General features: G+C 70.1%; 22 protein-coding genes. 10 read left to right on the top strand and 12 right to left on the bottom strand.

All coding sequences use genetic code 11. The annotated features are described in order from the left end of the window. Positions 1-107 precede the first annotated feature (107 nt). Entirely contained in the window at positions 108-1,382 is a 1,275-nt protein-coding gene (locus BXA03_RS02915; RefSeq protein WP_076503711.1) for a multidrug effflux MFS transporter, read from the top strand. Between the two features lies 1 nt (position 1,383). Here BXA03_RS02915 and aroQ read toward each other — a convergent pair whose 3' ends face one another. Continuing rightward, positions 1,384-1,833 (bottom strand): type II 3-dehydroquinate dehydratase, encoded by a 450-nt coding sequence (gene aroQ, locus BXA03_RS02910; RefSeq protein WP_076503710.1) that lies wholly within the window; start codon positions 1,831-1,833, stop codon positions 1,384-1,386. A 112-nt stretch (positions 1,834-1,945) separates the two neighbouring features. Next, a complete protein-coding gene (locus BXA03_RS26810; RefSeq protein ID WP_076503709.1) occupies positions 1,946-2,347 on the bottom strand; it encodes a PaaI family thioesterase in 402 nt (133 codons plus the stop codon). A 196-nt stretch (positions 2,348-2,543) separates the two neighbouring features. Between BXA03_RS26810 and BXA03_RS02900 the strand changes: the two genes are divergently transcribed. Beyond that, entirely contained in the window at positions 2,544-3,122 is a 579-nt protein-coding gene (locus BXA03_RS02900) for a DM13 domain-containing protein (RefSeq protein WP_076503708.1), read from the top strand. Continuing rightward, positions 3,119-3,562: a TfoX/Sxy family protein gene (locus BXA03_RS02895; protein WP_076503707.1), complete on the top strand. Its 444-nt coding sequence runs from the start codon at positions 3,119-3,121 to the stop codon at positions 3,560-3,562. The genes BXA03_RS02900 and BXA03_RS02895 overlap by 4 nt, the downstream gene beginning before the upstream one ends. A 25-nt stretch (positions 3,563-3,587) precedes the next feature. On the opposite strand, the gene BXA03_RS02890 is transcribed toward BXA03_RS02895, so the two are convergent. Next, the gene (locus tag BXA03_RS02890; RefSeq protein WP_076504760.1) at positions 3,588-4,697 is read right to left on the bottom strand and encodes a PA0069 family radical SAM protein; all 1,110 of its coding nucleotides are present in this window, start codon (positions 4,695-4,697) and stop codon (positions 3,588-3,590) included. A gap of 205 nt (positions 4,698-4,902) precedes the next feature. Between BXA03_RS02890 and BXA03_RS02885 the strand changes: the two genes are divergently transcribed. The 4 genes from BXA03_RS02885 (at position 4,903) to BXA03_RS02870 (ending at position 10,356) form a co-directional block, all read left to right on the top strand. Next, complete coding sequence (locus BXA03_RS02885; RefSeq protein WP_200803323.1) at positions 4,903-6,192, top strand: efflux RND transporter periplasmic adaptor subunit; 1,290 nt, start codon at positions 4,903-4,905, stop codon at positions 6,190-6,192. After that, positions 6,189-9,332, top strand: a complete 3,144-nt coding sequence (locus BXA03_RS02880; RefSeq protein ID WP_076503706.1) for an efflux RND transporter permease subunit — start codon at positions 6,189-6,191, stop codon at positions 9,330-9,332. Before BXA03_RS02885 ends, BXA03_RS02880 begins: the two co-directional genes overlap by 4 nt. Before the next feature lie 120 nt (positions 9,333-9,452). Further along, entirely contained in the window at positions 9,453-9,947 is a 495-nt protein-coding gene (locus BXA03_RS02875; protein ID WP_143476205.1) for a hypothetical protein, read from the top strand. Positions 9,948-9,984: 37 nt separating this feature from the next. Continuing rightward, positions 9,985-10,356: a hypothetical protein gene (locus BXA03_RS02870; protein WP_076503704.1), complete on the top strand. Its 372-nt coding sequence runs from the start codon at positions 9,985-9,987 to the stop codon at positions 10,354-10,356. Between the two features lie 31 nt (positions 10,357-10,387). Here BXA03_RS02870 and BXA03_RS02865 read toward each other — a convergent pair whose 3' ends face one another. Genes BXA03_RS02865 through BXA03_RS02855 form a run of 3 tightly spaced genes read right to left on the bottom strand, consistent with a single transcriptional unit; the run spans position 10,388 to position 12,300 of the window. Further along, positions 10,388-10,918, bottom strand: a complete 531-nt coding sequence (locus tag BXA03_RS02865) for a DinB family protein (RefSeq protein WP_076503703.1) — start codon at positions 10,916-10,918, stop codon at positions 10,388-10,390. Next, positions 10,918-11,325, bottom strand: a complete 408-nt coding sequence (locus tag BXA03_RS02860) for a GFA family protein (RefSeq protein WP_076503702.1) — start codon at positions 11,323-11,325, stop codon at positions 10,918-10,920. Before BXA03_RS02860 ends, BXA03_RS02865 begins: the two co-directional genes overlap by 1 nt. A gap of 60 nt (positions 11,326-11,385) precedes the next feature. After that, entirely contained in the window at positions 11,386-12,300 is a 915-nt protein-coding gene (locus BXA03_RS02855) for a LysR family transcriptional regulator (RefSeq protein ID WP_076503701.1), read from the bottom strand. A gap of 92 nt (positions 12,301-12,392) precedes the next feature. Between BXA03_RS02855 and BXA03_RS02850 the strand changes: the two genes are divergently transcribed. Next, on the top strand, positions 12,393-13,742 hold the full coding sequence (locus BXA03_RS02850) for a M20/M25/M40 family metallo-hydrolase (protein WP_143476204.1): 1,350 nt from the start codon (positions 12,393-12,395) through the stop codon (positions 13,740-13,742). A 21-nt stretch (positions 13,743-13,763) separates the two neighbouring features. On the opposite strand, the gene BXA03_RS27420 is transcribed toward BXA03_RS02850, so the two are convergent. From BXA03_RS27420 to uraD, 4 genes are read right to left on the bottom strand one after another with little or no spacing between them, the layout of a single operon-like run. Next, the gene (locus tag BXA03_RS27420) at positions 13,764-13,889 is read right to left on the bottom strand and encodes a hypothetical protein (RefSeq protein ID WP_255377164.1); all 126 of its coding nucleotides are present in this window, start codon (positions 13,887-13,889) and stop codon (positions 13,764-13,766) included. Between the two features lie 35 nt (positions 13,890-13,924). Continuing rightward, a complete protein-coding gene (locus BXA03_RS02845) occupies positions 13,925-14,275 on the bottom strand; it encodes a GNAT family N-acetyltransferase (protein WP_076503699.1) in 351 nt (116 codons plus the stop codon). Positions 14,276-14,327: 52 nt separating this feature from the next. Then, positions 14,328-15,311 carry a Bug family tripartite tricarboxylate transporter substrate binding protein gene (locus BXA03_RS02840; protein ID WP_076503698.1) on the bottom strand — a complete coding sequence of 328 codons (984 nt, stop codon included), beginning with the start codon at positions 15,309-15,311 and terminating at the stop codon, positions 14,328-14,330. Next, a complete protein-coding gene (uraD, locus tag BXA03_RS02835) occupies positions 15,308-15,922 on the bottom strand; it encodes a 2-oxo-4-hydroxy-4-carboxy-5-ureidoimidazoline decarboxylase (RefSeq protein ID WP_083715847.1) in 615 nt (204 codons plus the stop codon). Before uraD ends, BXA03_RS02840 begins: the two co-directional genes overlap by 4 nt. 161 nt (positions 15,923-16,083) lie before the next feature. Between uraD and BXA03_RS02830 the strand changes: the two genes are divergently transcribed. Further along, entirely contained in the window at positions 16,084-17,022 is a 939-nt protein-coding gene (locus BXA03_RS02830) for a LysR family transcriptional regulator (RefSeq protein ID WP_076503697.1), read from the top strand. 3 nt (positions 17,023-17,025) lie between these two features. On the opposite strand, the gene BXA03_RS02825 is transcribed toward BXA03_RS02830, so the two are convergent. Further along, entirely contained in the window at positions 17,026-18,339 is a 1,314-nt protein-coding gene (locus tag BXA03_RS02825) for an ABC transporter ATP-binding protein (protein WP_076503696.1), read from the bottom strand. A 15-nt stretch (positions 18,340-18,354) separates the two neighbouring features. Further along, a complete protein-coding gene (locus BXA03_RS02820) occupies positions 18,355-20,079 on the bottom strand; it encodes an ABC transporter permease (protein WP_076504751.1) in 1,725 nt (574 codons plus the stop codon). Between the two features lie 361 nt (positions 20,080-20,440). Here BXA03_RS02820 and BXA03_RS02815 point away from each other — a divergent pair, with 361 nt between their 5' ends. Further along, the gene (locus BXA03_RS02815; RefSeq protein WP_076503695.1) at positions 20,441-21,781 is read left to right on the top strand and encodes an MFS family transporter; all 1,341 of its coding nucleotides are present in this window, start codon (positions 20,441-20,443) and stop codon (positions 21,779-21,781) included. The last annotated feature ends 153 nt before the right edge of the window (positions 21,782-21,934 follow it).

Genomic DNA, 21,934 nt, shown 5'->3' with positions numbered 1-21,934 from the left:
GCCCGCGGCCTTCTAGGGCTGGGGCGCCGTTTTCATTGGCTGCCCTTGCAACGTGCGAGAGGTAGCCCGCCGGGCAAGACCAGGCAGACAGAAGGAAAGAGACACGCATGAATCCCGATGCCAACCAACTCTGGCGAGCGCCGCGCTGGGCCCTGGCCATCCTGCTGGCGGTGCTGGGCATGCTCGGGCCTTTCTCCATCGACACCTACATCCCGGCCTTCTCGGGCATCGCGCGCTCCATCGGCGCGACGCCCACCGAGATGCAGCAGACGCTGTCGGCCTACCTGTTCGGCTTCGCCTTCATGAACCTGTTCCACGGAGCGCTGTCGGACAGCTTCGGCCGCCGCCCCGTGGTGCTGTGGGGCCTGCTGGTCTTCACGCTGGCCTCGCTGGGCTGTGCGCTGTCGCAGACCATCGGACAGCTGGTGTTCTTCCGCGCCCTGCAGGGCCTGTCGACGGGCGCGGGCATCGTGGTCTCGCGTGCGGTGGTGCGCGACATGTTCCCGCCCGCCGACGCGCAGAAGGTGATGGCGCAGATCACCATCTACTTCGGCCTGGCGCCGGCCATCGCACCGATCATCGGCGGCTTCCTGTTCGTGCATGCGGGCTGGCACAGCATCTTCTGGTTCCTCGTGGCCGTGGGCATCGTGCTGCTGGCGGCCAACTGGAAGCTGCTGCCCGAGACCCTGCACACAAGCCAGCGCCAGCCCTTCGCGGTGCGCGACCTGATGCGCGGCTACTGGCAGCTGTGCTTCGACCCGCGCTTCCTGCTGCTGGCGCTGGCCAGCGGTGTGCCCTTCAACGGGCTCTTCCTCTATGTGCTGGCGGCGCCCGCCTTCCTGGGCGACCACCTGGGCCTCGCACCCACGCAGTTCTTCTGGTTCTTCCTCCTCAACATCGGCGGCGTCATGCTGGGCGCCTGGGCCAGCGGCCGCATGGCGGGCAAGGCCAGGCCCAAGCGGCAGATCCGCGACGGCTTCGTCGTGATGCTGCTGACCTCGGTGGTCAACGTGGTGGCCAATGCGCTGCTGGTGCCGCAGGCCTGGTGGGCGCTATGGCCGCTGGCGGTGTTCGGCTTCGGCTGGGCGCTGATGGTGCCGGTGGTGACGCTGCTGGTGCTGGATCTGCATCCGACGCGCCGCGGCATGGCCTCGTCGCTGCAGGCAGTGATCGGCTCCACCGCCAATGGCGTGGTGGCGGGCCTGATCGCGCCGCTGGTCATGGATTCGCCGATGGCGATGGCGCTGTCATCGCTGCTCATGATGGGCGTGGGCCTGGTGGCGTGGACCTGGCTGCACCACCGCTGGCCGGAGATCGGCCGCGACACCACGTCGGTGGCGGAAACGCTCCCCGTCGAAGCGACGACGAAGCTGGAGTCCTGAATCAGCTGCTGACGCGCACCAGGGCCTCGATGGCCAGCGGATAGCCCTTCACGCCCAGGCCGACGATGATGCCGCGCGCCGCGGGCGAGATGTAGGAGTGGTGGCGGAAGGATTCGCGGGCATGCACATTCGAGATGTGCAGCTCGATCAGCGGCACGCTCGCGCCCTTGATGGCGTCATGCAGCGCGATGGAGGTGTGGGTATAGGCGCCCGGGTTCATCACCACGCCCAGCATGCGGCCGGCGGCGACCTCGCGGCCGGCCTCGTGGATCCAGTCGATCAGCACGCCTTCGTGGTTGGACTGGCGGCATTCGATCTCGACACCCAGCGCGGAGCCCGCCTCGGCGCACATGCGTTCGACATCGGCCAGGGTTTCGTGGCCGTACTGCGCGGGCTCGCGCGTGCCCAGCAGGTTGAGGTTGGGGCCGTTCAGGACAAGGATCTTCTTCATGCGAGGTCTCTGCGAAGTGCGCCATGGGAAAAGGAGTGCGGCATCTTAAATAGCTGGCCCGACCGCCGCCTCGCCCTGCCAAACCGACGCGAGCCGCCCTCGACCGGAATGCTCAGCCGCGGGGACGCAACAGCTTGCCGGTGGACGATGCGCGCGCCAACAGGCGCCCGGCTTCGTCGAACAGCTCGGCCTCCAGGAAGACCACGCTGCCGCCCCAGCGGATCACCCGCGCCTCGGCCTCCACGGGCGCCACGCGTACGGCTTCGAGAAAGCTGGTCTTGATCTCGAGCGAGGCCAAGCCCACGCCGCGCTCGCGCGAGAACACGGCGAAGGCCATGGCGTTGTCCAGCCAGGCCGTGACGAAGCCTCCCTGCACCACGGTGCCTTCCGTGTGGGCGAACTCAGGGCGCGGCGTGAAGCGTACCCGGGCACGGCCCTGCGGGTCGCTCGCGAGCAGGCGCTCGAAGCCGATGGCGCGCAGCAGCGGCTGGGTGTGGAGTTCGATGTCGGTCATGGCGGAGGTGGCAACAATGCAAGGCGCGGCAGGATAGCCGGGCCGGCGGCGCGGCGATGTCGCCCGCTTGCCTTGCATCCGGCGACGCCGCACGCAAACGGGGATGGTCGGGGCCGTGGCGCAACGCTTGCATAGAATCGCCCGCCATCCGCGTGGCTCGCTGCCGCGCCCCGCCTGCGCCTCCCGTTCCCCCCGCATGACACCCTCCGTTCCGCCGCCGCGCACCGGCGCGCGCCGCCTTCCCGTCCGTCTGCTGACCCACGGCCTCGCACTGCTCGTCGGCCTGGTGCTGGGCACGGGACTCGGCATCTATTGGCTGCCCATCCTCATCGCGCCGCCCACACCCAGCGAGGCGCAAATCGGCACCGTGGCGGCGCAGGCCGCCTACAAGGTGGAAATGCGTAGCGACCTCAAAGGCAGTGACCTGCTGCACTGGGCCCACGGCGAGTTGATGGTGGGGCCCTGGGCCATCGCCCTGCGCGGCTCGGTGGCACCCGGGCCGGACTATCGGCTGTACCTCTCACCCACCTTCGTGCAGACGAGCGAGGAGTTCGAGCAGCACCGCGGCGAAATGGTGCAGGTCGGGCAGGTGCGCACCTTCGACAACTTCATCGTCACGATGCCGGCCACCGCGGACATCGGCAGCTACACGACGGTGGTGATCTGGTGCGAGGCCTTCGGCAAGTTCATCGGCGCGGCCCGCTATCGCAACCCGGACGCGGCGCCCGCCGCACCGGCCTCGCCAGGCGCCCCTGCCGCGCGGCAGACCCCATGACGCAGCGCCCGGCTCGCCCCCGCAGCACGGGCGCGCCGGGCCGGTCGCCCAGCCTGTTCGTGCAGAGCCTGCACGAAGTCTTCTCCCCCTTGGGCCGTGTCGAGGCGCGCCGGATGTTCGGCGGCCATGGTCTCTATCACCAGGACGTGATGCTGGCGCTGGTGGTGCGCGACACGCTCTATCTGAAGGCCGACGCGGCCAGCCAGACCGAATTCGACGCGCTCGGCCTGCCCGCCTTCAGCTACCAGCGCGAGGGACGGCCCGCCACCCTCACCTCCTTCCGGCAGGCGCCGGAGACGATCTTCGACGACACGGAACAGGCCCTGCACTGGGGTCGGCTCGCCTATGAGGCGGCGCTGCGCGCCCATCAGGCCAAGCCCGCACGAGCGCGGGGCAGGACGCCGGCCACCTCAGCTGCGCCCCGCAAGACCAAACGCTGACGCGGCGCCGCTGCACGACGGCCGCTCAGAACAGGCTGCCCTGCCCCTCGGCACCCGGGGGCCGGAACAGCGAGGTGTCCATGCCGATGCGCTCGCGGTTGAAGCCCAGTCGCGCCGTGGCCTTGGCAAAGCGCTGCGCCACCAGCTCCGCCCACAGGCCGCTGCCCTTCATGCGGCTGGCGAAGTCGGCGTCGTAGTCCTTGCCACCGCGCATGTCCTGGATGCGCGCCATCACCCGGGCCGCGCGCTGCGGGTAGTGCAGCGACAGCCATTCCTTGAACAGCGGCGCAACCTCCCACGGCAGGCGGATGACCGTGTAGAAGGCGCTGCGCGCGCCAGCCTGCCAGGCGGCCTCGAGCACCTGCTCCAGGTCGTCGTTGAGGAAAGGGATCTGCGGCGCGACGCTCACACCCACCGGCACGCCCGCCTCGGCCAGGGTACGGATGGTCCGCAGTCGACGCGCGGGCGAGGCGGCGCGCGGCTCCAGCCGGCGGGCCAGGTCGGCGTCGAGCGTGGTGACGGTGACGTAGACGGCGGCGAGGCGCTGCGCCGCCATGGGCGCGATCAGGTCGAGGTCGCGCTCGACGCCGCTGGACTTGGTCACCAGCGCGAACGGGTGCTGCGCCGCCTGCAGCACCTCGATGACCGAGCGGGTGAGGCGCAGTTCGCGCTCGATGGGCTGGTAGCAGTCGGTCGCGGTGCCGATGGCGATGTGCGAGGGCCGGTAGCCGCGGCGGCCCAGTTCGCCGCGCAGCACCTGCGCGATGTTGCGCTTGGCGATCAGCTTGGTTTCGAAGTCCAGGCCCGGCGACAGGTCGAGGTAGCTGTGCGTGGGTCGGGCGAAGCAGTAGATGCAGCCGTGCTCGCAGCCGCGATAGGGATTGAGCGAGCGGTCGAAGGAGATGTCGGGCGAGTCGTTCTCGCTGAGGGCGGAGCGGGCATCCTCGAAACGGATCTCGGTGGCGGGCGGCGGGCGTCCTGCTCCAGTGCCCGCGCCGCCCTCCTCAGGAGACGCCGGTGCATCCGGCCATCCATCGTCGAATGCGCTGCGCTCGTCGCGGGAGAAGCGATGGGCCAGGCGCGTGGCGGCGCCGCGGCCCTTGATGGCGTGAACGGGGATGAGTGCGTCGGACATGCGGCAGGCGAGGAAGGCGGGAGCAGCCCATTCTGCGCCCATACTGTTTTTTTATACAGCCTCCCGCAAAGTCAGGTGAGAGTGGGGTTTTCCCTCGACCGCCGTGGGACATGTGAGAACTTTGCATGCCCTATACAGAAGCCGCTTACGCTTGCGCGCTTCGCGGGCGCCGGTGGCGCCCCGCTCCTTCCGCCAGGACCCCAACTTGAGCCGCATTCCCTCGCCGGGCGCCCGCCGCGCCCTGACCTGCTTTTGTGCCGTCTCGCTCGTGCTGTTGGTGGGCTGCCGCAATGGCGACGCCCAGAAGAAAGCCGCTGCGCCTCCGCCGACGCCGGAAGTGCTGGTGCAGGCCGTGCAGCCTGCGACCGTGCCGCTGCGCACCGAATTGCCCGGGCGAACCGCGGCCTCCATGGTCGCCGAGGTCCGGCCGCAGGTCGGCGGCATCATCCGCGCCCGGCCCTTCGTCGAGGGCAGTACGGTCAAGGCGGGGCAGGTGCTCTACGAGATCGACGCCCGCCCCTTCGAGGCCGAGGTGCAGCGCGCCGAAGGCGCCCTGGCCAACGCCCAGGCCACGGTTGCCTCGACCCGGGCGCTGTCCGAACGGTATCGGCAGCTCCTGCCGCAGAACGCCGTCAGCCGGCAGGAACACGACAACGCCATCGCCGCCTATGAACAGGCCCAGGCCAACGTGAAGGTTCAGTCGGCGGCCCTCAACACGGCGCGCATCAACCTGCAGTTCACCCGGGTGACCGCGCCCATCGGTGGACGCACGAGCCGCAGCGCCGTCACACCTGGCGCGCTGGTCTCGGCTGCGCAGGCCACGCCGCTGCTGACCATCTCTCAGCTCAACCCCATCTATGTGGACATCGCGCAGTCCAGCGCCGAGATCCTTCGGCTGCGCCAGGCACTGGCCGCCGGCCGCATCAGCCGCGAGGGCGACAGCCGCAAGGTGGCGCTGATGCTGGAGGACGGCAGCCGCTATGCCCAGGAAGGCCGCATCAAGCTGGCCGAGGTGACGGTGGACCCGAGCAGCGCCTCGGTCACGCTGCGCGCCGAGTTCCCCAATCCCGACGGCCTGCTGCTGCCCGGCATGTACGTGCGCGCGGTGGTCGATGAGGGCACCACGCCGCAGGGCATCGTGGTGCCGGCCTCGGCCATCCAGCGCGACCGGCGCGGCAACCCGACGGTGCGCGTGGTCGGCGAAGGTGACAAGCTCGAGGTACGACCGGTGGTCACCGGCCGCCCGGTGGGCACGGGCTGGCTCGTCGCGGAGGGCCTGAAGGCCGGCGACCGGCTGGTGCTGGAGGGCGCCCAGAACGCGCAGGCCGGCACGGCGGTGCGCGTCAAGATGGCACCGGCGGGCGGTGCCCCCTCTGCCCGGCAGGGCGATGCTCCAGGCGCGCAGGCGCCGGGCCGCGACGCGGCGGCGGGCGGCGGTTCGAATGCGGCCAATGCCGCGAACACGGCCAACGCCGCACCGCGCAGCAACCCATGATTTCGCGCTTCTTCATCGACCGGCCCATCTTTGCCTGGGTCATCGCCATCACGATCATGCTGGCGGGCGCGCTCGCCATCCACCTGCTGCCCGTCACCCGTTACCCGGTGGTCGCGCCGCCGGCCGTGAGCATCAACGCCTTCTACCCCGGCGCCAGTGCGCAGACGGTGGAGAACAGCGTCACCCAGGTCATCGAGCAGCAGCTCACCGGCCTGGACGGCTACCTCTACATGTCGGCGCGCAGCGACTCGACGGGCCGCGTGTCCATCTTCGTGAGCTTCGAGCCCGGCACCAATCCCGACACGGCCCAGGTGCAGGTACAGAACCGCGTGCAGCAGGCCCTGCCCCGCCTGCCGCAGCAGGTGCAGGACCAGGGCGTGACGGTGCGCAAGGCGGGCGTCGCGCCCGACCTGATCGTCACCCTCTACGACAAGACCGGCCAGCTTTCGCCCGGCGACATCGCCGACTTCCTGGTGAGCGACCTGCAGGACCCGATCAGCCGCATCGACGGCATCGGCGAGGTGTCGGTGATCGGCGGCCAGTACGCCATGCGCATCTGGCTGGACCCGCACAAGCTGCGCGGCTTCTCGATGACGCCGGGCGATGTGCAGACGGCGATCACCCAGCAGAACGTGCAGCTGGCCGCCGGCTCGGTGGGTGCGGCGCCGGCGGTGGAGGGCCAGAACTTCAGCGCCGTGCTCACGGCGCAATCGCGCTTTCGCACGCCCGACGAGTTCCGCAACATCCTCTTGCGCACCAACCGCGACGGCTCGCTGGTGCGCCTGTCGGACGTGGCGCGGGTGGAGATCGGCTCGGAGAACTACAACTTCACCGGCCGCTACAACGGCTACCCGGCCTCGGGCGTGGTGGTGCGGCTGGCGCCCACGGCCAATGCGCTCGAAGCCATCGCGGGCGTGAAGACCGCCGTCGACAAGATGCGCAGCCAGTTCCCGCCAGGGGTGGACGTGTCCTATCCGCTGGACACCACGCCCTTCGTCGAGCGCGCCATCAAGGATGTGATCAAGACGCTGGTCGAAGGCATCGTGCTGGTGGTGCTGGTGATGTTCCTGTTCCTGCAGAACTGGCGCGCCACGCTGATCCCGGCCATTGCCGTGCCGGTGGTGCTGCTGGGCACCTTCGGCGTGCTGGCGGTGGCGGGCTTCACCATCAACATGCTCACCATGTTCGGCATGGTGCTGGCCATCGGTCTGCTGGTGGACGACGCCATCGTGGTGGTGGAGAACGTCGAACGCATCATGGAAGAGGAGCACCTCTCGCCCAAGGAGGCCACGCGCAAGTCCATGGGCGAGATCACCGGCGCGCTGATCGGCATCGGCGTGGTGCTGTCGGCGGTGTTCCTGCCCATGGCTTTCTTCGGCGGCGCCACCGGCATCATCTACCGGCAGTTCTCGATCACCATCGTCTCGGCCATGGTGCTGTCGGTGCTGGTGGCGCTGGTGCTCACGCCGGCGCTGTGCGCCACGCTGCTCAAGCAGCATGCGGGTGATGCGCCCAAGCCCAAGCGCACCACCGGGTTCTTCGGCGCCTTCAACCGCTTCTTCGACCGCAGCATGGACACCTACGAAGGCAGCCTGCGCAAGCGGCTGCCGCGGCGCTGGCTGTTCATGGCGATCTACGCGGTCATCTGCGCGGGCATGGCCGTGATGTTCATGCGCACGCCCACCGGCTTCCTGCCCGACGAGGACCAGGGCCGCCTGTTCGTCCAGTACAACCTGCCGGGCGGTGCCACGCTGGACCAGACCCGCGAGGTGGCCGAGCGCGTGAGCCGCTACTTCACCGAGAACGAGAAGGACACGGTGGACGGCGTGTTCGTGTCGCCCGGCTTCACCAGCGCCGGCGCCGGCCAGAACCAGGGCCAGGGCTTCATCGCCCTCAAGGACTGGGAGCAGCGCCCGGGCCGCGAGAACACCGCCTTCGCCGTGCTGGAGCGTGCCGGCAAGGCCTTCGCCGGCGACCGGCAGGCGCGCATCTTCATGAGTGCGCCGCCCGCCGTCTCGGGCCTGGGCAACTCGGCCGGCTTCGACCTGCAGCTGCAGAACACCAGCGCCATGGACTACGACCGCTTCCGCGGCATCCGCGACCAACTTCTGGCCAAGGCGCGGCAGGACCCGCTGCTCACGCAGGTGCGCTTCCAGGGCCAGGAGGACCAGACCACGCTGCAGGTGGACATCGACCGCGCCAAGGCCGGCTCGCTGGGCATCACGCAGACCGATGTGAACTCGCTGCTGTCGATCACCTTCGGCGGCGCCTACGTCAACGACTTCATCGACCGCAACCGCGTCAAGCGCGTGTACCTGCAGGCCGACGCGCCCTTCCGCATGACGCCCGAGGACATCGGCATCTGGAGCCTGCGCACCAGCACCGGCGCCATGGCGCCCTTCTCGAGCGTGGCGACGCCGCGCTGGAGCTACGGCCCCATGGCGCTGACCCGCTACAACGGCCTGCCCTCCTTCAACATCCAGGGCCAGGCCGTGCGCGGCGAAAGCTCGGGCGCGGCCCTCACGCGCATGGAGCAGCTGGTGGCCGAACTACCCCAGGGCGTGGGCTACGCGTGGACGGGCCTCTCTTACCAGGAGAAGCTGGCCTCGGGCCAGGCGCTGTCGCTGTACCTGATCTCGCTGCTGGTGGTCTTCCTGGCGCTGGCCGCGCTGTACGAGAGCTGGACCATTCCGGTGTCGGTGCTGCTGGTGGTGCCGCTGGGCATCGTGGGCGCGCTGGTGGCGGCCAATCTGCGGGGCATGGACAACGACATCTTCTTCCAGGTGGGCCTGCTCACCACCATGGGGCTGGCGGCCAAGAACGCGATCCTGATCGTGGAGTTCGCGGCCGAGGGCGAACGGCGCGGCCTCTCGACCTGGGACGCAGTGATCCAGGGCGCCAAGCTGCGGCTGCGGCCCATCCTGATGACCTCGCTGGCCTTCGTGGCCGGCGTGGTGCCGCTGGCCATCGCCACCGGCGCAGGCTCGGGCAGCCAGAACGCCATCGGCACCGGCGTGATCGGCGGCATGATCACCGGCACCGTGCTGGCGATCTTCTATGTGCCGCTGTTCTACCTGCTGGTGCGGTCCATCGGGCGCAGGCGGCGCGAGGCGCCCTCCACGGCCCACGCCGCCAGCTGAGCGCGCCCTCCCGTCCCGGCAGCCGCCTGCCGCGGCCGGGGCAATGGGAGGCGGCGGCAAGGCGACAACAGGCACCGACGTCCTACGCACAGCCAGCGCCGGTCGGGGCAGAACGCGACCATGCCGGCCGTTCCAGGACCTCCCCGCCTACCACCCGATCCATTCCGCTGGCCCGCAGGTGCACGGCGCCTTGCGTGGGCCCTGCCCCTGGCCGCCGTCTGGCTCGCTGGATGCCAGGGCACCGACGACCTGAGCCGTACGGGCTGCCTCCCGCTGCGTGTGCCGGCCACGGTGGTGCTGCAACGCGAGACCGGCCTGTACCGCGTGGGGGACGAAAAGCTGCCTGTGCTGTCGGACCATCCGCGGGATACGCGCAGCGACGCTTCCCAGCGCAGGAGCCTGCTGCGTGTGGTTGCTCCCGGCACCCGCGTGACCATCGACCGTCTGACACAGCGCTGGGGCTTCGATTCCGGCAAGGGCCGCATCAGCGCCTTGGGCACGTTGCCGGGCGGCGAGCGCTTCGAGTACGGCTGGGGCGCGGGCCGCGTCATCGGCCCGGCACCCTGGGAAGCGCCGGGCCTGCCGAACCTGCGCACGGTCACGTGCGGCGATTGACTTCCTGCCACATCCCTTCTTCGACCGAGGCCATGACATGACTCTTCGCCGCACCGCCTATGCCTTGGGACTCTTGCTGGCTGCCAGCACCGCCGCCCTGGCCCAATCGGTCCTGTATGTCGCCCGCCCCGCCATCGCGCTGAGCGTCAGCGATCGCAGCGCCGCCCGCCAGGCGCCCGTCGAGTTCACCGTCACCATGCCCGACGGCAAGACCACCCGCGCCACGGCGACGCCGCAGATGAACGGCGAGCGCGCCGGCACCGTCCACTACCCCAGCGACTTCGGCAATGCCGGCATGCATGTGGGCGACTACCGCTGGTCCGCGCGCATCGGCGGCCGGGAGGTGATGAGCGGAACGTTCAGCTACCGGCCGTCGAAGGAGGGTCAGTTGCTGTTCGTGCCCGGCTGAGGACAGGTCGCCACGGTGGACGACGCGCCGCTCAGGCCTCGTTGGCGATCAGCGCATTGAGGTCGGTCACGCCGACGTCCACGCCGGCCTGGAACAGCAGCGTCGTCGCCTGCCCACGGTGGTGCGTCTGGTGGTTGAAGAAGTGCAGCAGTAGCGGCCCGAAGCGCTTGGCCTGCGCCCTGCGGGCGGTGTTGCCGTATTCGAGCAGCAGGCCCAGGTCGTCCTCGACCAGGCGGTCGGGGAGCGCTGCGATGCAGCCGTCGATCCTCGTGCGCAGCGTGGCGAGCGCCTGCAGCGTATCGGCCAGACCTTCCGTCAGGGACGACGGCGACGGCAGGCCGTCCAACGATCGGCCCCATTCGGTGAGAGCCGGATGCCGCGCGAAGCGATGGAGCCAGATCAGGTCGGCCGCCGCGATGTGGCTCAAGGTGCCGCAAAGCGATCCGAAGAAGGCGCCACGGTCCTGGTGCAGTGCGGTCTCCGGCAGCTGCGCCGCGGCGGCGTAGAGCCGTTCGTTCATCCAGCCGTTGTACGAAGCCATCAGGCGAAGGGCGTCCAGCATCAGGGCTGGCCCTCGAAGCGGGGCATGTCGCCGGCCGGCACGGCCCAGTCCAGGCAGCGCCGCGTCCAGATCTGGCGCATGGGTTCACCCAACTGCTGGCGCTGCACGATGGTGCCGGTGCGCAGCGAGTAGACGGTCGGGGCTTGTTCGGCGCAGGCATAGAGCGGCGTGCCGCAATCGCCGCAGAAGGCCAGCAGCCGCCGCGCACCGCTGGCGGCCGTCTTGACCCACGTACGCGGCGTGCCGCGCAACAGCCGGAAGCCTTCGGCCGGCGCCGGGATGTTGGCGCGGAAGGCGGTGCCCGACTGCACCTGACAGTCGAGGCAATGGCACACCGTGATGCTGCCGGGCGTCACCTCGGCTTCATAGGCGATGGCGCCGCACAGGCAATGACCGTCGACTTTCAATGCACGCTCCTCATGCGCGGGAAGTTGATCGCGCTCCGACACTCTAGTCGCCTTGCAGGCTCAGACGGCCTGCCCGCCAGCGCCCTCGGCTCGCGCTTCATTGCGCACCCATTCCACGAAGGCCGCCACGCCATCGTGCGCGGCGCGCTGCGCCGGCACGAAGACCGCGTAACGCTGCGTGTTTTGCTGGACGTGCCGGTGGGCCTGCACCAGCCTGCCGTCCTCCAGCTCCCGCCGCACGAAGAACGTGGGCACGATGGCAGCGCCCAGCCCCGCGCGCACGGCCTCGACCAGGGTGGTGAACAGGTCGAAGCGGTGCCCGGCCAGCGCATTGGGTGGCACGCGCACCAGTGCCGAATCCTCCAGCCACGCCGCCCAGGCCTGCGGACGGTTGGCCAGGTGCAGCAGCGGCACGCGCCGGAAGTCGCCCGACGCCGCAGCCCGTGCGAAGGCCGCCTGCGGGCTGCACACGACGATGCAGGATTCGTCGAACAGCGGCTGTGGCTGCGCCTGCGGCCAGACGGCGTCGGGGTAGTGCAGCGCCACGTCGAAGCGGAACTCGCCGGCAAAGAGCTTGTTGGGAAACTCACGCACCGTCACGGCCATCTGCGGCCAAGCCGCAAGGAAGCGTGGCAGCCGCGGCAGCAGCCAGCGGTCGGCCAGGGCGGGCAGCACGCCCACCACCAACGACGCTTCGCCCTCGCGCAGCGACATGAGCTCCATCACATGGGCGTTGAGCTGTTGCAGGTCGCCATCCACGTTGGCGCGAAAGCGCTCGCCCACGGCGGTGAGCGAGACACCGCGCGTCGTGCGGCGCAGCAGCGTCACGCCGAGCTGCTGCTCCAGCTTCTGCATCTGCTGGCTCAATGCACTGTGGGTCACGCACAGCGCCTCTGCCGCCTGGCTCAGACTCTGATGGCGGGCGACCGCGCTGAACATCTGCAGCGCGCGCAGGGAGGGAAGGGCTCGGGACATGGCTGTTAGCAAGGCTTTCAGGCCACCAGAATAAACCGATGCGCAGCCGCGCGGCGCCCACCAGAATCCGCGCTTTCTCCAGGAGTCCGGTGATGCTTCCCCCCTTTCGTTCTTCCCCTGTAGGGCACGCTGCGCGCGGCTTCTTCGTGCTGCTGTGCCTGTCGACCACAGCCCTGCCCGCCGTGTCGGCAGAGGCGGTGGCTGCGCCCACGGCGCCCGCCGTGGAACAGTCGCTGTCACGCCTGCTGGCAGCACCCCAGATCCAGCAGCTGATGAAGGCCGTGGAGGCGGACCATGCGCGCACGCTGGTCGATCTCAAGGCGCTCACCGAAATCCCGGCACCGCCCTTCAAGGAGAAGGCCCGCGCCGAGGCCTTCCTGGCACGGGCCCGGGCGCTGGGTCTGGACGCCCACATGGATGCCGAAGGCAACGTGGTCGGCGTGCGCAAGGGCACGGGCAGCGGCCCGCGGCTGCTCGTCTCGGCACATCTGGACACGGTGTTCCCCGAAGGCACCGACGTCACGGTCAGGGTGCGCGACGGTCGCTGGTACGGCCCGGGCATCTCCGACAACGCGCGCGGCCTGGCCGTGCTGCTGTCGTGGATCAAGGTGCTGGCGGACGCCAGGCTCCAGACCGTGGGCGACATCATGTTCGTCGCCAACGTCGGCGAAGAGGAGCTGGGCGACCTGCGCGGCATGAAGGCCGTCTTCCGCGAGCACCGCGACATCGACGGCATGGTGGGCCTGGAGCCCGACCCGAGCGGTGCCATCACCACCGCGGGCGTCGGCAGCCATCGCCACGAGGTCACCGTCAAAGGACCGGGAGGCCACAGCTACGTCACCTTCGGCCTGCCCAGTGCCACGCAGGGGCTGGGCCGTGCGATCACGCGCATCTCCGACGTGCGCACACCCTCCGATCCCAAGACCACCTTCACGGTGGGCACCATGAGCGGCGGCACCGCCGTCAACGCCATTGCGGCCGAAGCCCGCATGGCCATCGACATCCGCTCCGAGGACAACGCCGCCTTGGCCGTGGCCGAGCGCGAGATCCTGGCCGCCATCGACGCCGGTGTGGCCGATGAGAACCGCCGCTGGAACGCCACCTCGCTCGGCTACACCACGCGCCTGATTGGCGACAGGCCCGCCGGCCGCACGCCCGCCGGATCGCCCGTGGTGCAGGCCGCCCTGCGCGCCAATACCGCTTTCGGCCGGGCAGTGCCGCGGCTGATGGCCAACAGCAGCGATGCGAACGTGCCCATGTCGCTGGGCATTCCGGCCGTCATCCTGTCCAACGGCGGCGAGTCTGGCGGCTGGCACAGCCCCGGCGAATGGTGGAAGCCAGACGGCGCCTGGAAGGATGCGCAGATCGGGCTCACGACCATTCTGGCGCTGGTGGGCGTCGAAGGGCTGGGCGAGCCCTTGCTGGACAAGCGCCCGCGCTGAGGCCCGGACGCCGTCCGCCTTTCAATCGAGCAGCAGCGGCTTGCGATGGACGCAATGCCGCTGCACGGCAACGAAGCCGCAGCTTTCGTACACACGAAGGGCGCCATCGAGGTTGTGCGTGTTCACGCCCAGACCGGACTGGGTCATGCCGGCATCGCGCTGGGCCCGCAGACTGCGCAAGTTCAGGGCCCGGCCAAGCCGCGTCTGCGCCAGGATTCGCCCACGCTGATGAACTCCGTCCAGCCGCGCTGCACCCCATTGGCCCGATTCCACGTCGCATCGACGTAGGTGCGGACCTGGTCGGCCACCTGCAGCGCCCGGCCGATGCCCCGCCGGCGCCCGTTCGGCGCCATGACGCCGAACTGCGCATACAGATGCAAGCCGTCCGCCTGCACGAAGGGCCAGCAGCGCAAGTAGCCGGCGATCTCGCCGTTCGCATCGGCGAGGCAGACGTCCCGCTTCGGCACGCAGTCGACGAAGGACGAATAGTTGCGCGCCTGAAGATCCGATGCCGGCCGCCGAGGCGCGTTCACGCCCTGCGGGGCGTGGCCGGCGGCGCCGGCGCGGCCGAAGGCGGCGGCCGTCTTACTGGGGCACCAGGCCCGAGGCTTTCACCAGCTGCGCATGCAGGGCCAGCTCCTCCGCGATGGTGCGCTGGAACTGCTCGGGCGTGGTCGGTGCCACGTCCATGCCCGCCTCGCGCAGCTGGGTCTTCACGTCCTCGCGGGCGAGCACGGCATGCACGTCGCGGTTGAGCTGGGCCAGCAGCGGCTTGGGCAGCCCGGCGGGCGCGAGCAGGCCGATCCAGGTGACCATCGTCATGTTGTCGATGCCGCTCTCGCGCATGGTGGGCACCTGCGGGATCAGGCCCGAGCGCGCATCGCCCATGATCGCCAGCGCGGTGAGCTTGCCGGAGCGCACGTGCGGCAGTGCCTCGGGCAGCGGCGCGAAGAGCACGTCCACATTGCCGCCGAGCAGGTCGGTGATGGCCAGCGCGCCGCCCTTGTAGGGCACATGGGTCATGCGCACCTTCATGCGGGTCTCGAACATCAGCGCCGCCAGATGCTGCGGGCTGCCATCGCCCGAGCTGGCATAGGTCACGCCCTCAGGCTTGGCACGGGCCGCAGCCAGTACGGCGCCAGCCGTCGGAAAGCGCGCCGCGTCCTTCACCACCAGCACCATGGACTGGTTGGCCAGCTTGGTGATGGGCGTGAAGTCGGCCTCGGGGTCGTAGGGCAGTGTCTTGAAGATGCTCTTGTTCGTGGTCAGGAAGGAGGCCGGCGAGGCCATCAGGGTGTAGCCGTCGGGCGCGGCCTTGGCCACCAACGGCAGGCCGATGCGGCCCGAGGCGCCAGCCTTGTTGTCGACGATGAAGGGCTGGCCCAGGCTGTCGGCCAGCTTCTGGCCGACCAGGCGCGCGATCATGTCCACGCCGCCACCGGCGGGCAGCGCCACCATCATCTTCACCGGATGGTCGGGGTACTTGCCCTGCGCCTGGGCGGGCAGCACGGCGGCCATCAGGGCCAGGGCGCAGGCCATCAGAGGCAGGCGGCGGGAGAGTCGGTTCATGGGTGGCACTCCGGGGTGGGGGATGGGGAAGCGGGGGGCGGGGCATCGTCCTCCACCCGCGCCCGCAGACGCAGGGCGGTGATGACGCCGATCTCGGCCAGGGCGGCGGCCAGTTCGTCGGCGCGCGGTCGGGTGAGCCGCGCGCGGAAGGCGGCCAGCGCCGAGTCGCGCGTGTGGCGGCGGATGCAGAGGATGAAGGGGAATCCGAAGCGCTCGCGGTAGGCGGCGTTGAGGGCGTCCCACGCAGCGGCGTCCTCGCCATCGAGCCGGCCAAGGCCGAGGCTGCCCTGCTCGTCGATGGACGCCTCGGTCATGGTGCCGGCCCTGGCGGCGCGGCCGGCCAGTTCGGGATGGCCGGCGAAAAAGGCCACGCGGCGGGCCTCGTCCAGCCCTGCGACATGCGCGACCATGGCCCGGTGCAGGTCGTCCACGCTGGCGAAGGGTCGTTGCGCCACCACGGCCTGGGCGACCCAGGGGGCGTGCTCCCAGACCTCGGCCAGCGCCTCGCAGAAGTCCTCGGGGGTGCAGGTGTTCAGCTGCGCCAGACGCCAGCGGGCGGGCGCCGCGGCCGCGGCGGCCGGAGCGTTGGAAGGCGTGGCGAGGTCAGGCATGGGCGAGGGTCGGCGAGAGGCTGGCAGAGCGGCTGGAGCGGCTGGCGTGCGACTCGGAGCGCAACGCCATGGCCGGCATCGTAGGAAGGGCGACCATTGCCGTCCATCGCAGCTTCGGCAATGATCCATGCGCAAAAGTCGTACGCAAAGGCCCGGCTGCCATGCCCCATTCCCTCGTCCCCGCCGCCCTGCGCTACCTCGACCAGGTGGCGCGCTCGGGCTCCATCCAGAAGGCCGCCCGCGAGCTGCATGTCGCGGCCTCGGCCATCAACCGCCAGATCCTGCAGCTGGAGGACGAGCTGGGCGTGCCGCTGTTCGAGCGGCTGCCACGCGGCATGCGGCCGAGCTCCTCCGGCGAGGCGCTGGTCACGCTGGCCCGCCGGTGGCGGGAGGACGAGCGTCGCGTGGCGGGCGAGATCCGCCGCATCCAGGGCGTGCACCAGGGGCGGGTGTCGGTGGTGGCGATGGACAGCCATGCGACCAGCTTCCTCGCCCCGCTGGTCGAAGGGCTCGCCCACAGCCATCCGCTGGTGACGCTGTCCATCGAGCTCGCCACGCCCGACGAGGCCGAGGCCGCGCTGCTGGCGGGCAAGGCCGAGGTCGGCGCCATCTTCAACCTGGCGCCGCGGCGCGAACTGCTGGTGCTGCACCGGCGCGAGCTGCCGCTGGGTTGCGTGGTGGCGCCCGGCCACCCGCTGGCAGCGCGCGCCACGGTCAGCCTGCAGGAGGCCATGGCCCATCCCGTCGTGCTGCAGAGCAAGGCGCTCACCATCCGGCGCTACCTGGAGGCGCAGTACAGCTGGCTCTTCAAGGAAGGCCGCCGCCATGTGGAGACCAATTCGCTGCAGCTGGCCAAGCAGTTGGTGATGGGGGGCCAGCATGTGGTGTTCACCTCGGAGCTGGACGTGGCGGCCGAGCTGCGCGACGGCCGGCTGCGCTTCGTGCCGGTGCGCGACCACGGCGCGGAGCCGCAGGCGATCAGCGTCGCCCTGGACGCAGCCCGCCCGCCCGGGCCCGTGGTCAAGCTGGTGGCGCAGCGGCTGGTCGAGGCCATCGACCGCTGCCTGGCCGAGGTGCGGGCGGCGCCCGCGACGGACTGAGCCTCAGCCGTCCGCGGTCTCGACCGGGTCCGGCGCCGGCAGGTGGATCATGCCGGTGCGGAAGTCGTACTCGAACACCTCGCCATAGCGGCCCCATTCGATGGCCTGACGCAGCACGCGCAGGGCCTCGGGGCCGTCCAGGCTCTCGCGCAGCAGGTCGAGGAAGTGCTCTTCCGAGATCTGGCCCTGGGCATCCTGCTCCAGACTGTGGCGGATGTGCGCCGCGAGCGGCACCCGCTCCAGCAGCTGCTGACCGAAGATGCGCTGTCGCCCGGCACGTGCACTGCCGGCGTAGTGACGGCCCAGCGGCGTGACCAGCAGGTCGCCTTCGGCCAGCCGGGCCAGGCCCAGCAGCGACAGGCCCTGGGTGAGCGGCAGCAGGTCGTGGTCGGTCAGCTCGGCCTCGTCGGCCAGGCGCGGCAGGTCGGCGCGGCCCTGGAAGTCGTCTTCCACCAGCAGCTCCAGCAGGCCTTCCATGCGGGCCACGTCGGCCGAGGGCAGGCGCTCGGCGAGCACCGCATGCTTGGGGCCGTGCGGCGTGCCCGAGGCACCGGCCGTCATCAGCGCATAGACCTGGTCGATCAGCATGCGCACCTCCACCGAGTCGCGGTCGCGCGGGCGCGGCAGCGCAATGCGCAGCTCGGCGCGCACCCGGCCGGGATCGGCCGCGAAGACCAGCACGCGGTCGGCCATCAGCACCGCTTCCTCGATGTTGTGCGAGACGACCAGCATGGCCTGCGTGGGCATCTGCCCGCCCTCCCACAGCGCCAGGATGTCGTCGCGCAGGCGCTCGCCGGTGAGCACGTCCAGGGCCGAGAAGGCCTCGTCCATCAGCAGCACGTCGGGCTCGACCACCAGGGCGCGGGCGATGCCCACGCGCTGGCGCATGCCGCCCGACAGTTCGCGAGGCAGCGCGCCCTCGAAGCCGCCCAGGCCGATCAGCTCGATGGCGGATGCCGCCCGCCGCGCCCGCTCGGCCTGCGGCACGCCGCGCGCCTCCAGGCCCAGTTCCACGTTCTGCTGCACCGTCAGCCAGGGAAACAGCGCGAAGGACTGGAACACCATCGCGATGCCGCGCGCCGGCCCGTGCAGCGGCTGGCCGCGGTAGCGCACCTCGCCCCGGTCGGCCGGCACCAGGCCGGCCAGGATGCGCAGCAGCGTGGACTTGCCCGAGCCCGAGGGGCCCAGCAACGCCACGATCTCGCCCGCGGCCAGGCGCAGATCCACGTCCTGCAGCACGGGCCGCGCCGTGCCGTCCGCCGCGCGGAAGCCCTTGCCGACGGCGTGGAGGTCGATGATGGTGTCGCGCTCGGTCATGGCCCGTCCCTTGATTCAGAAGTGCATGCGCTGCTCGGCGAGCTGGTACAAGCGCCGCCAAACGAAATGGTTGAGCCCCATGACGAACACGCACATCACGCCGATGCCCAGCGCGATGCGCGGAAAGTCGCCCGCCGCCGTCATCTGCGCGATGTAGCTGCCCAGGCCATGGGCCTGCAGCGTGGTGTCGCCCCAGCTCACGTACTCGGCCACGATGCTGGCATTCCACGAGCCGCCACTGGCGGTGATGGCGCCGGTCACGAAACTGGGGAACACGGCCGGCAGCAGGTAGCGCTTCCAGCGCAGCCAGCCGGTGAGGCCCAGATTGCGCGAGGCATGGCGCAGTTCGGTGGGCACGCTCGACGCGCCCGCGATCACGTTGAAGAGCAGATACCACTGCGTGCCCAGCACCATGAGTGGCGACAGCCAGATGTCGGGGTTGAGCTTCCAGCGCACGAGGAGCAGCACCGCCACCGGGAACATCAGGTTGGCCGGGAAGGCCGCCAGGAACTGGGCCACCGCCTGCAGCCGGTCGGACCAGCGCGGGTTCATGCCGATCCACACGCCCACCGGCACCCACACCACCGCCGCGATGGCGATCAGCACCAGCACCCGCACCAGCGTGTAGAACCCGAGCAGGAAGACATGTCCCACCTCGCCCCAGCCCACCTCGCTGTGGATGAAGCGCAGCAGCCACACGATGGCCAGCAGCACCGCGCCCGACAGCAGCGCGTCGCCGGCGCGCTGGGCCAGGGTATTGGCCGGCCGCGGCCGGGCGCGCACCGAGGTGCCGTCGAAGCGCCGCGGAAACCAGGCCAGCGTGCGCACCGCCCGGTGCGCCAGCCACTCACCGGCGGCGCGGGTCAGCCGGGTGCGGCGCAGCCAGTCGAGCAGCCAGGAGCGGCTGGCCTCGCCGCTGCCGCTTTCGTCGAAGCGGAACTTGTCGGCCCAGGCCACCAGCGGCCGGAAGAAGAGCTGGTCGTACAGCAGGATGCCGATCAGCATGCACAGGATGGCCCAGCCGATGGCCGCCAGGTCGCGCGCCTCGATGGCCATGGCGATGTACGAGCCCACGCCGGGCAGCTTGATGTTCTGGCCCGACACCGAGATGGCCTCGGAGGCGACCACGAAGAACCAGCCGCCGGACATGGACATCATCATGTTCCACAGCAGGCCCGGCATGGCGAAGGGCAGTTCCAGCCGCCAGAAGCGCTGCCAGCCCGAGAGCTGGAACACCGCCGCCGCCTCGCCCAGTTCGGCCGGCACGGTGCGCAGCGACTGGTAGAGGCTGAAGGCCATGTTCCAGGCCTGCGAGGTGAAGATGGCGAAGATGGCCGCGAACTCCACGCCCAGCAGATTGCCCGGGAACAGCGCGATGAAGCCGGTGACGGTGATCGACAGGAAGCCCAGGATGGGGATGGACTGCAGCACGTCCAGCAGCGGCACCAGCAGACGCTCGGCCAGCCGGTACTTGGCCGCCAGCACGGCGAAGGTGCAGGCGAAGACCAGCGAGGCGCCCAGGGCGATGAACATGCGCAGCGTCGTGCGCAGCAGGTAATAGGGCAGTACGGTCGGGTCCAGGCTCAGCGGCAGCGGCTCGCCCACGGCATAGGGGCGCGCCATCTGCGAGGCTGCGAAGGCCAGGCCGAAGAGCACGGCCAGGATCAGCGGCAGCAGGGCCCAGTCCCAGCGGTTGCCCACGGCGCTGGAGACTTCGAGCGGCAGGAAGCGACGGCGCATGGCGGATCGGTGCGTGGGCAGGCGGCAGGTTGGACGGACGGCGCCTGCGGCCACGCGATGGGCCAAGGCAGTGATGGAGGCGAAGGTGCGGTGCACCTCCATGCCGACAACGCACGAGGCCTGGTCGGCGTTGGCAGCCGAGGGCTGCCGGGCGGCCGCGGCTGGCAAGGGCGGCGGGCGCGGCGAGCAGTCTAGGCGCCGACCTTGACTGGAACATGACGCGTGCGCCGCAGGGACAAGGCCCGGACCTACGCACCGGGCCTGCGCCCCGCCGCGCCTGTGGCTGACAACCCCGTGCGTGCGGCGGGGCCATGCTCAGAGACGGTCACAACAACACCCCAGAACACCTGGACCGCCTGCCATGAACGCTTCCATCGACCCGGCCGGCCGCGCTGCGCCCGACTCTTCCACCCCACCCCTGCCCGTCTACACCGCCGAGGAAAAGCGCCGCCGCGTCTTCGCCATCGTCGGCGCGTCATCGGGCAACCTGGTGGAATGGTTCGACTTCTACGTCTATGCCTTCTCGGCGCTGTACTTTGCGGGCGCCTTCTTCCCCAAGTCGGACCCGACCGTGCAGCTGCTCAACACGGCAGGCGTGTTCGCTGCCGGCTTCCTGATGCGGCCGATCGGCGGCTGGCTGTTCGGCCGCATCGCCGACCGGCGCGGACGCAAGACCTCGATGCTGATCTCGGTCACCATGATGTGTGCCGGCTCGCTGGTCATCGCTTTCCTGCCCACCTATGCGCAGATCGGCGCCTGGGCACCGGCGCTGCTGCTGGCGGCGCGGCTCTTCCAGGGCCTGTCGGTGGGCGGCGAATACGGCACCACCGCCACCTACATGAGCGAGGTGGCGCTGCGCGGCCAGCGCGGCTTCTTCTCGTCCTTCCAGTACGTCACGCTGATCGGCGGCCAGCTGCTGGCGGTGCTCACCATCGTGATCCTGGAGACGATCTTCTCCGAGGCCGAACTGCGCGCCTGGGCCTGGCGCATCCCCTTCGTGGTGGGTGCCATCGCGGCGGTGGTGGCCATGCTGCTGCGTCGCTCGCTGACCGAGACCCAGGGCGCGCAGACCCGCACCAATCAGGAGGCCGGCACGCTGGCCGGGCTGTTCCGCCACCACAAGGCCGCCTTTTTCACCGTGCTGGGCTACACGGCCGGCGGCTCGCTGATCTTCTACACCTTCACCACCTACATGCAGAAATACCTGGTCAACACGGTGGGCCTGCCCATCAAGACGACCAGCTACGTGATGACAGGCGCCCTCTTCCTGTACATGTGCATGCAGCCGCTGTTCGGCATGCTGTCGGACCGCATCGGTCGGCGCAACAACATGCTGCTGTTCGGCGCGCTGGGCACCCTGTTCACGGTGCCCATCCTCACGGCGTTGCAGCACACGAGCAGCCCCTACGTGGCCTTCGTGCTGATCGTGGCGGCCCTGGCCATCGTGAGCTTCTACACCGCCATCAGCGGCATCGTGAAGGCCGAGATGTTCCCACCCGAGGTACGCGCGCTGGGCGTGGGGCTCGCCTATGCGGTGGGCAACGCCCTGTTCGGCGGAACGGCCGAGTACGCCGCGCTGTGGGCCAAGTCGGCAGGCATCGAATCGAGCTTCTTCTGGTACGTGACCGTGATGATGGTCATCGCCTTCCTGGTCAGCCTGCGGCTGCCGCGGCAGGCGAGCTACCTGCACCACGACCACTAAGGGACGCAAGCGCCCTCCCATGACGACAAAGGCCCGCCATCGCTGGCGGGCCTTGTCGTTGGTGCGGGCGGTTGGCGATCAGTCGGCGTAGACGCCGGCTTCCTTGATGACGGGGCCGAAGCGGGCGACTTCCGCCTGCACGAACTTCTTGTG

This window comes from Pseudacidovorax sp. RU35E (genome assembly GCF_900156165.1).
GTDB lineage: Bacteria > Pseudomonadota > Gammaproteobacteria > Burkholderiales > Burkholderiaceae_C > Xenophilus.
This window is presented reverse-complemented; position numbering and strand designations above follow the sequence as displayed.

Excerpts from the sequence above, each read along its gene's own strand:
- BXA03_RS02915 (WP_076503711.1), top strand. The coding sequence starts at position 108 with ATGAATCCCGATGCCAACCAACTCTGGCGAGCGCCGCGCTGGGCCCTG.
- aroQ (WP_076503710.1), bottom strand. The coding sequence starts at position 1,833 with ATGAAGAAGATCCTTGTCCTGAACGGCCCCAACCTCAACCTGCTGGGC.
- BXA03_RS26810 (WP_076503709.1), bottom strand. The coding sequence starts at position 2,347 with ATGACCGACATCGAACTCCACACCCAGCCGCTGCTGCGCGCCATCGGC.
- BXA03_RS02900 (WP_076503708.1), top strand. The coding sequence starts at position 2,544 with ATGACACCCTCCGTTCCGCCGCCGCGCACCGGCGCGCGCCGCCTTCCC.
- BXA03_RS02895 (WP_076503707.1), top strand. The coding sequence starts at position 3,119 with ATGACGCAGCGCCCGGCTCGCCCCCGCAGCACGGGCGCGCCGGGCCGG.
- BXA03_RS02890 (WP_076504760.1), bottom strand. The coding sequence starts at position 4,697 with ATGTCCGACGCACTCATCCCCGTTCACGCCATCAAGGGCCGCGGCGCC.
- BXA03_RS02880 (WP_076503706.1), top strand. The coding sequence starts at position 6,189 with ATGATTTCGCGCTTCTTCATCGACCGGCCCATCTTTGCCTGGGTCATC.
- BXA03_RS02875 (WP_143476205.1), top strand. The coding sequence starts at position 9,453 with ATGCCGGCCGTTCCAGGACCTCCCCGCCTACCACCCGATCCATTCCGC.
- BXA03_RS02870 (WP_076503704.1), top strand. The coding sequence starts at position 9,985 with ATGACTCTTCGCCGCACCGCCTATGCCTTGGGACTCTTGCTGGCTGCC.
- BXA03_RS02865 (WP_076503703.1), bottom strand. The coding sequence starts at position 10,918 with ATGCTGGACGCCCTTCGCCTGATGGCTTCGTACAACGGCTGGATGAAC.
- BXA03_RS02855 (WP_076503701.1), bottom strand. The coding sequence starts at position 12,300 with ATGTCCCGAGCCCTTCCCTCCCTGCGCGCGCTGCAGATGTTCAGCGCG.
- BXA03_RS02850 (WP_143476204.1), top strand. The coding sequence starts at position 12,393 with ATGCTTCCCCCCTTTCGTTCTTCCCCTGTAGGGCACGCTGCGCGCGGC.
- BXA03_RS27420 (WP_255377164.1), bottom strand. The coding sequence starts at position 13,889 with ATGACCCAGTCCGGTCTGGGCGTGAACACGCACAACCTCGATGGCGCC.
- BXA03_RS02840 (WP_076503698.1), bottom strand. The coding sequence starts at position 15,311 with ATGAACCGACTCTCCCGCCGCCTGCCTCTGATGGCCTGCGCCCTGGCC.
- uraD (WP_083715847.1), bottom strand. The coding sequence starts at position 15,922 with ATGCCTGACCTCGCCACGCCTTCCAACGCTCCGGCCGCCGCGGCCGCG.
- BXA03_RS02830 (WP_076503697.1), top strand. The coding sequence starts at position 16,084 with ATGCCCCATTCCCTCGTCCCCGCCGCCCTGCGCTACCTCGACCAGGTG.
- BXA03_RS02825 (WP_076503696.1), bottom strand. The coding sequence starts at position 18,339 with ATGACCGAGCGCGACACCATCATCGACCTCCACGCCGTCGGCAAGGGC.
- BXA03_RS02820 (WP_076504751.1), bottom strand. The coding sequence starts at position 20,079 with ATGCGCCGTCGCTTCCTGCCGCTCGAAGTCTCCAGCGCCGTGGGCAAC.
- BXA03_RS02815 (WP_076503695.1), top strand. The coding sequence starts at position 20,441 with ATGAACGCTTCCATCGACCCGGCCGGCCGCGCTGCGCCCGACTCTTCC.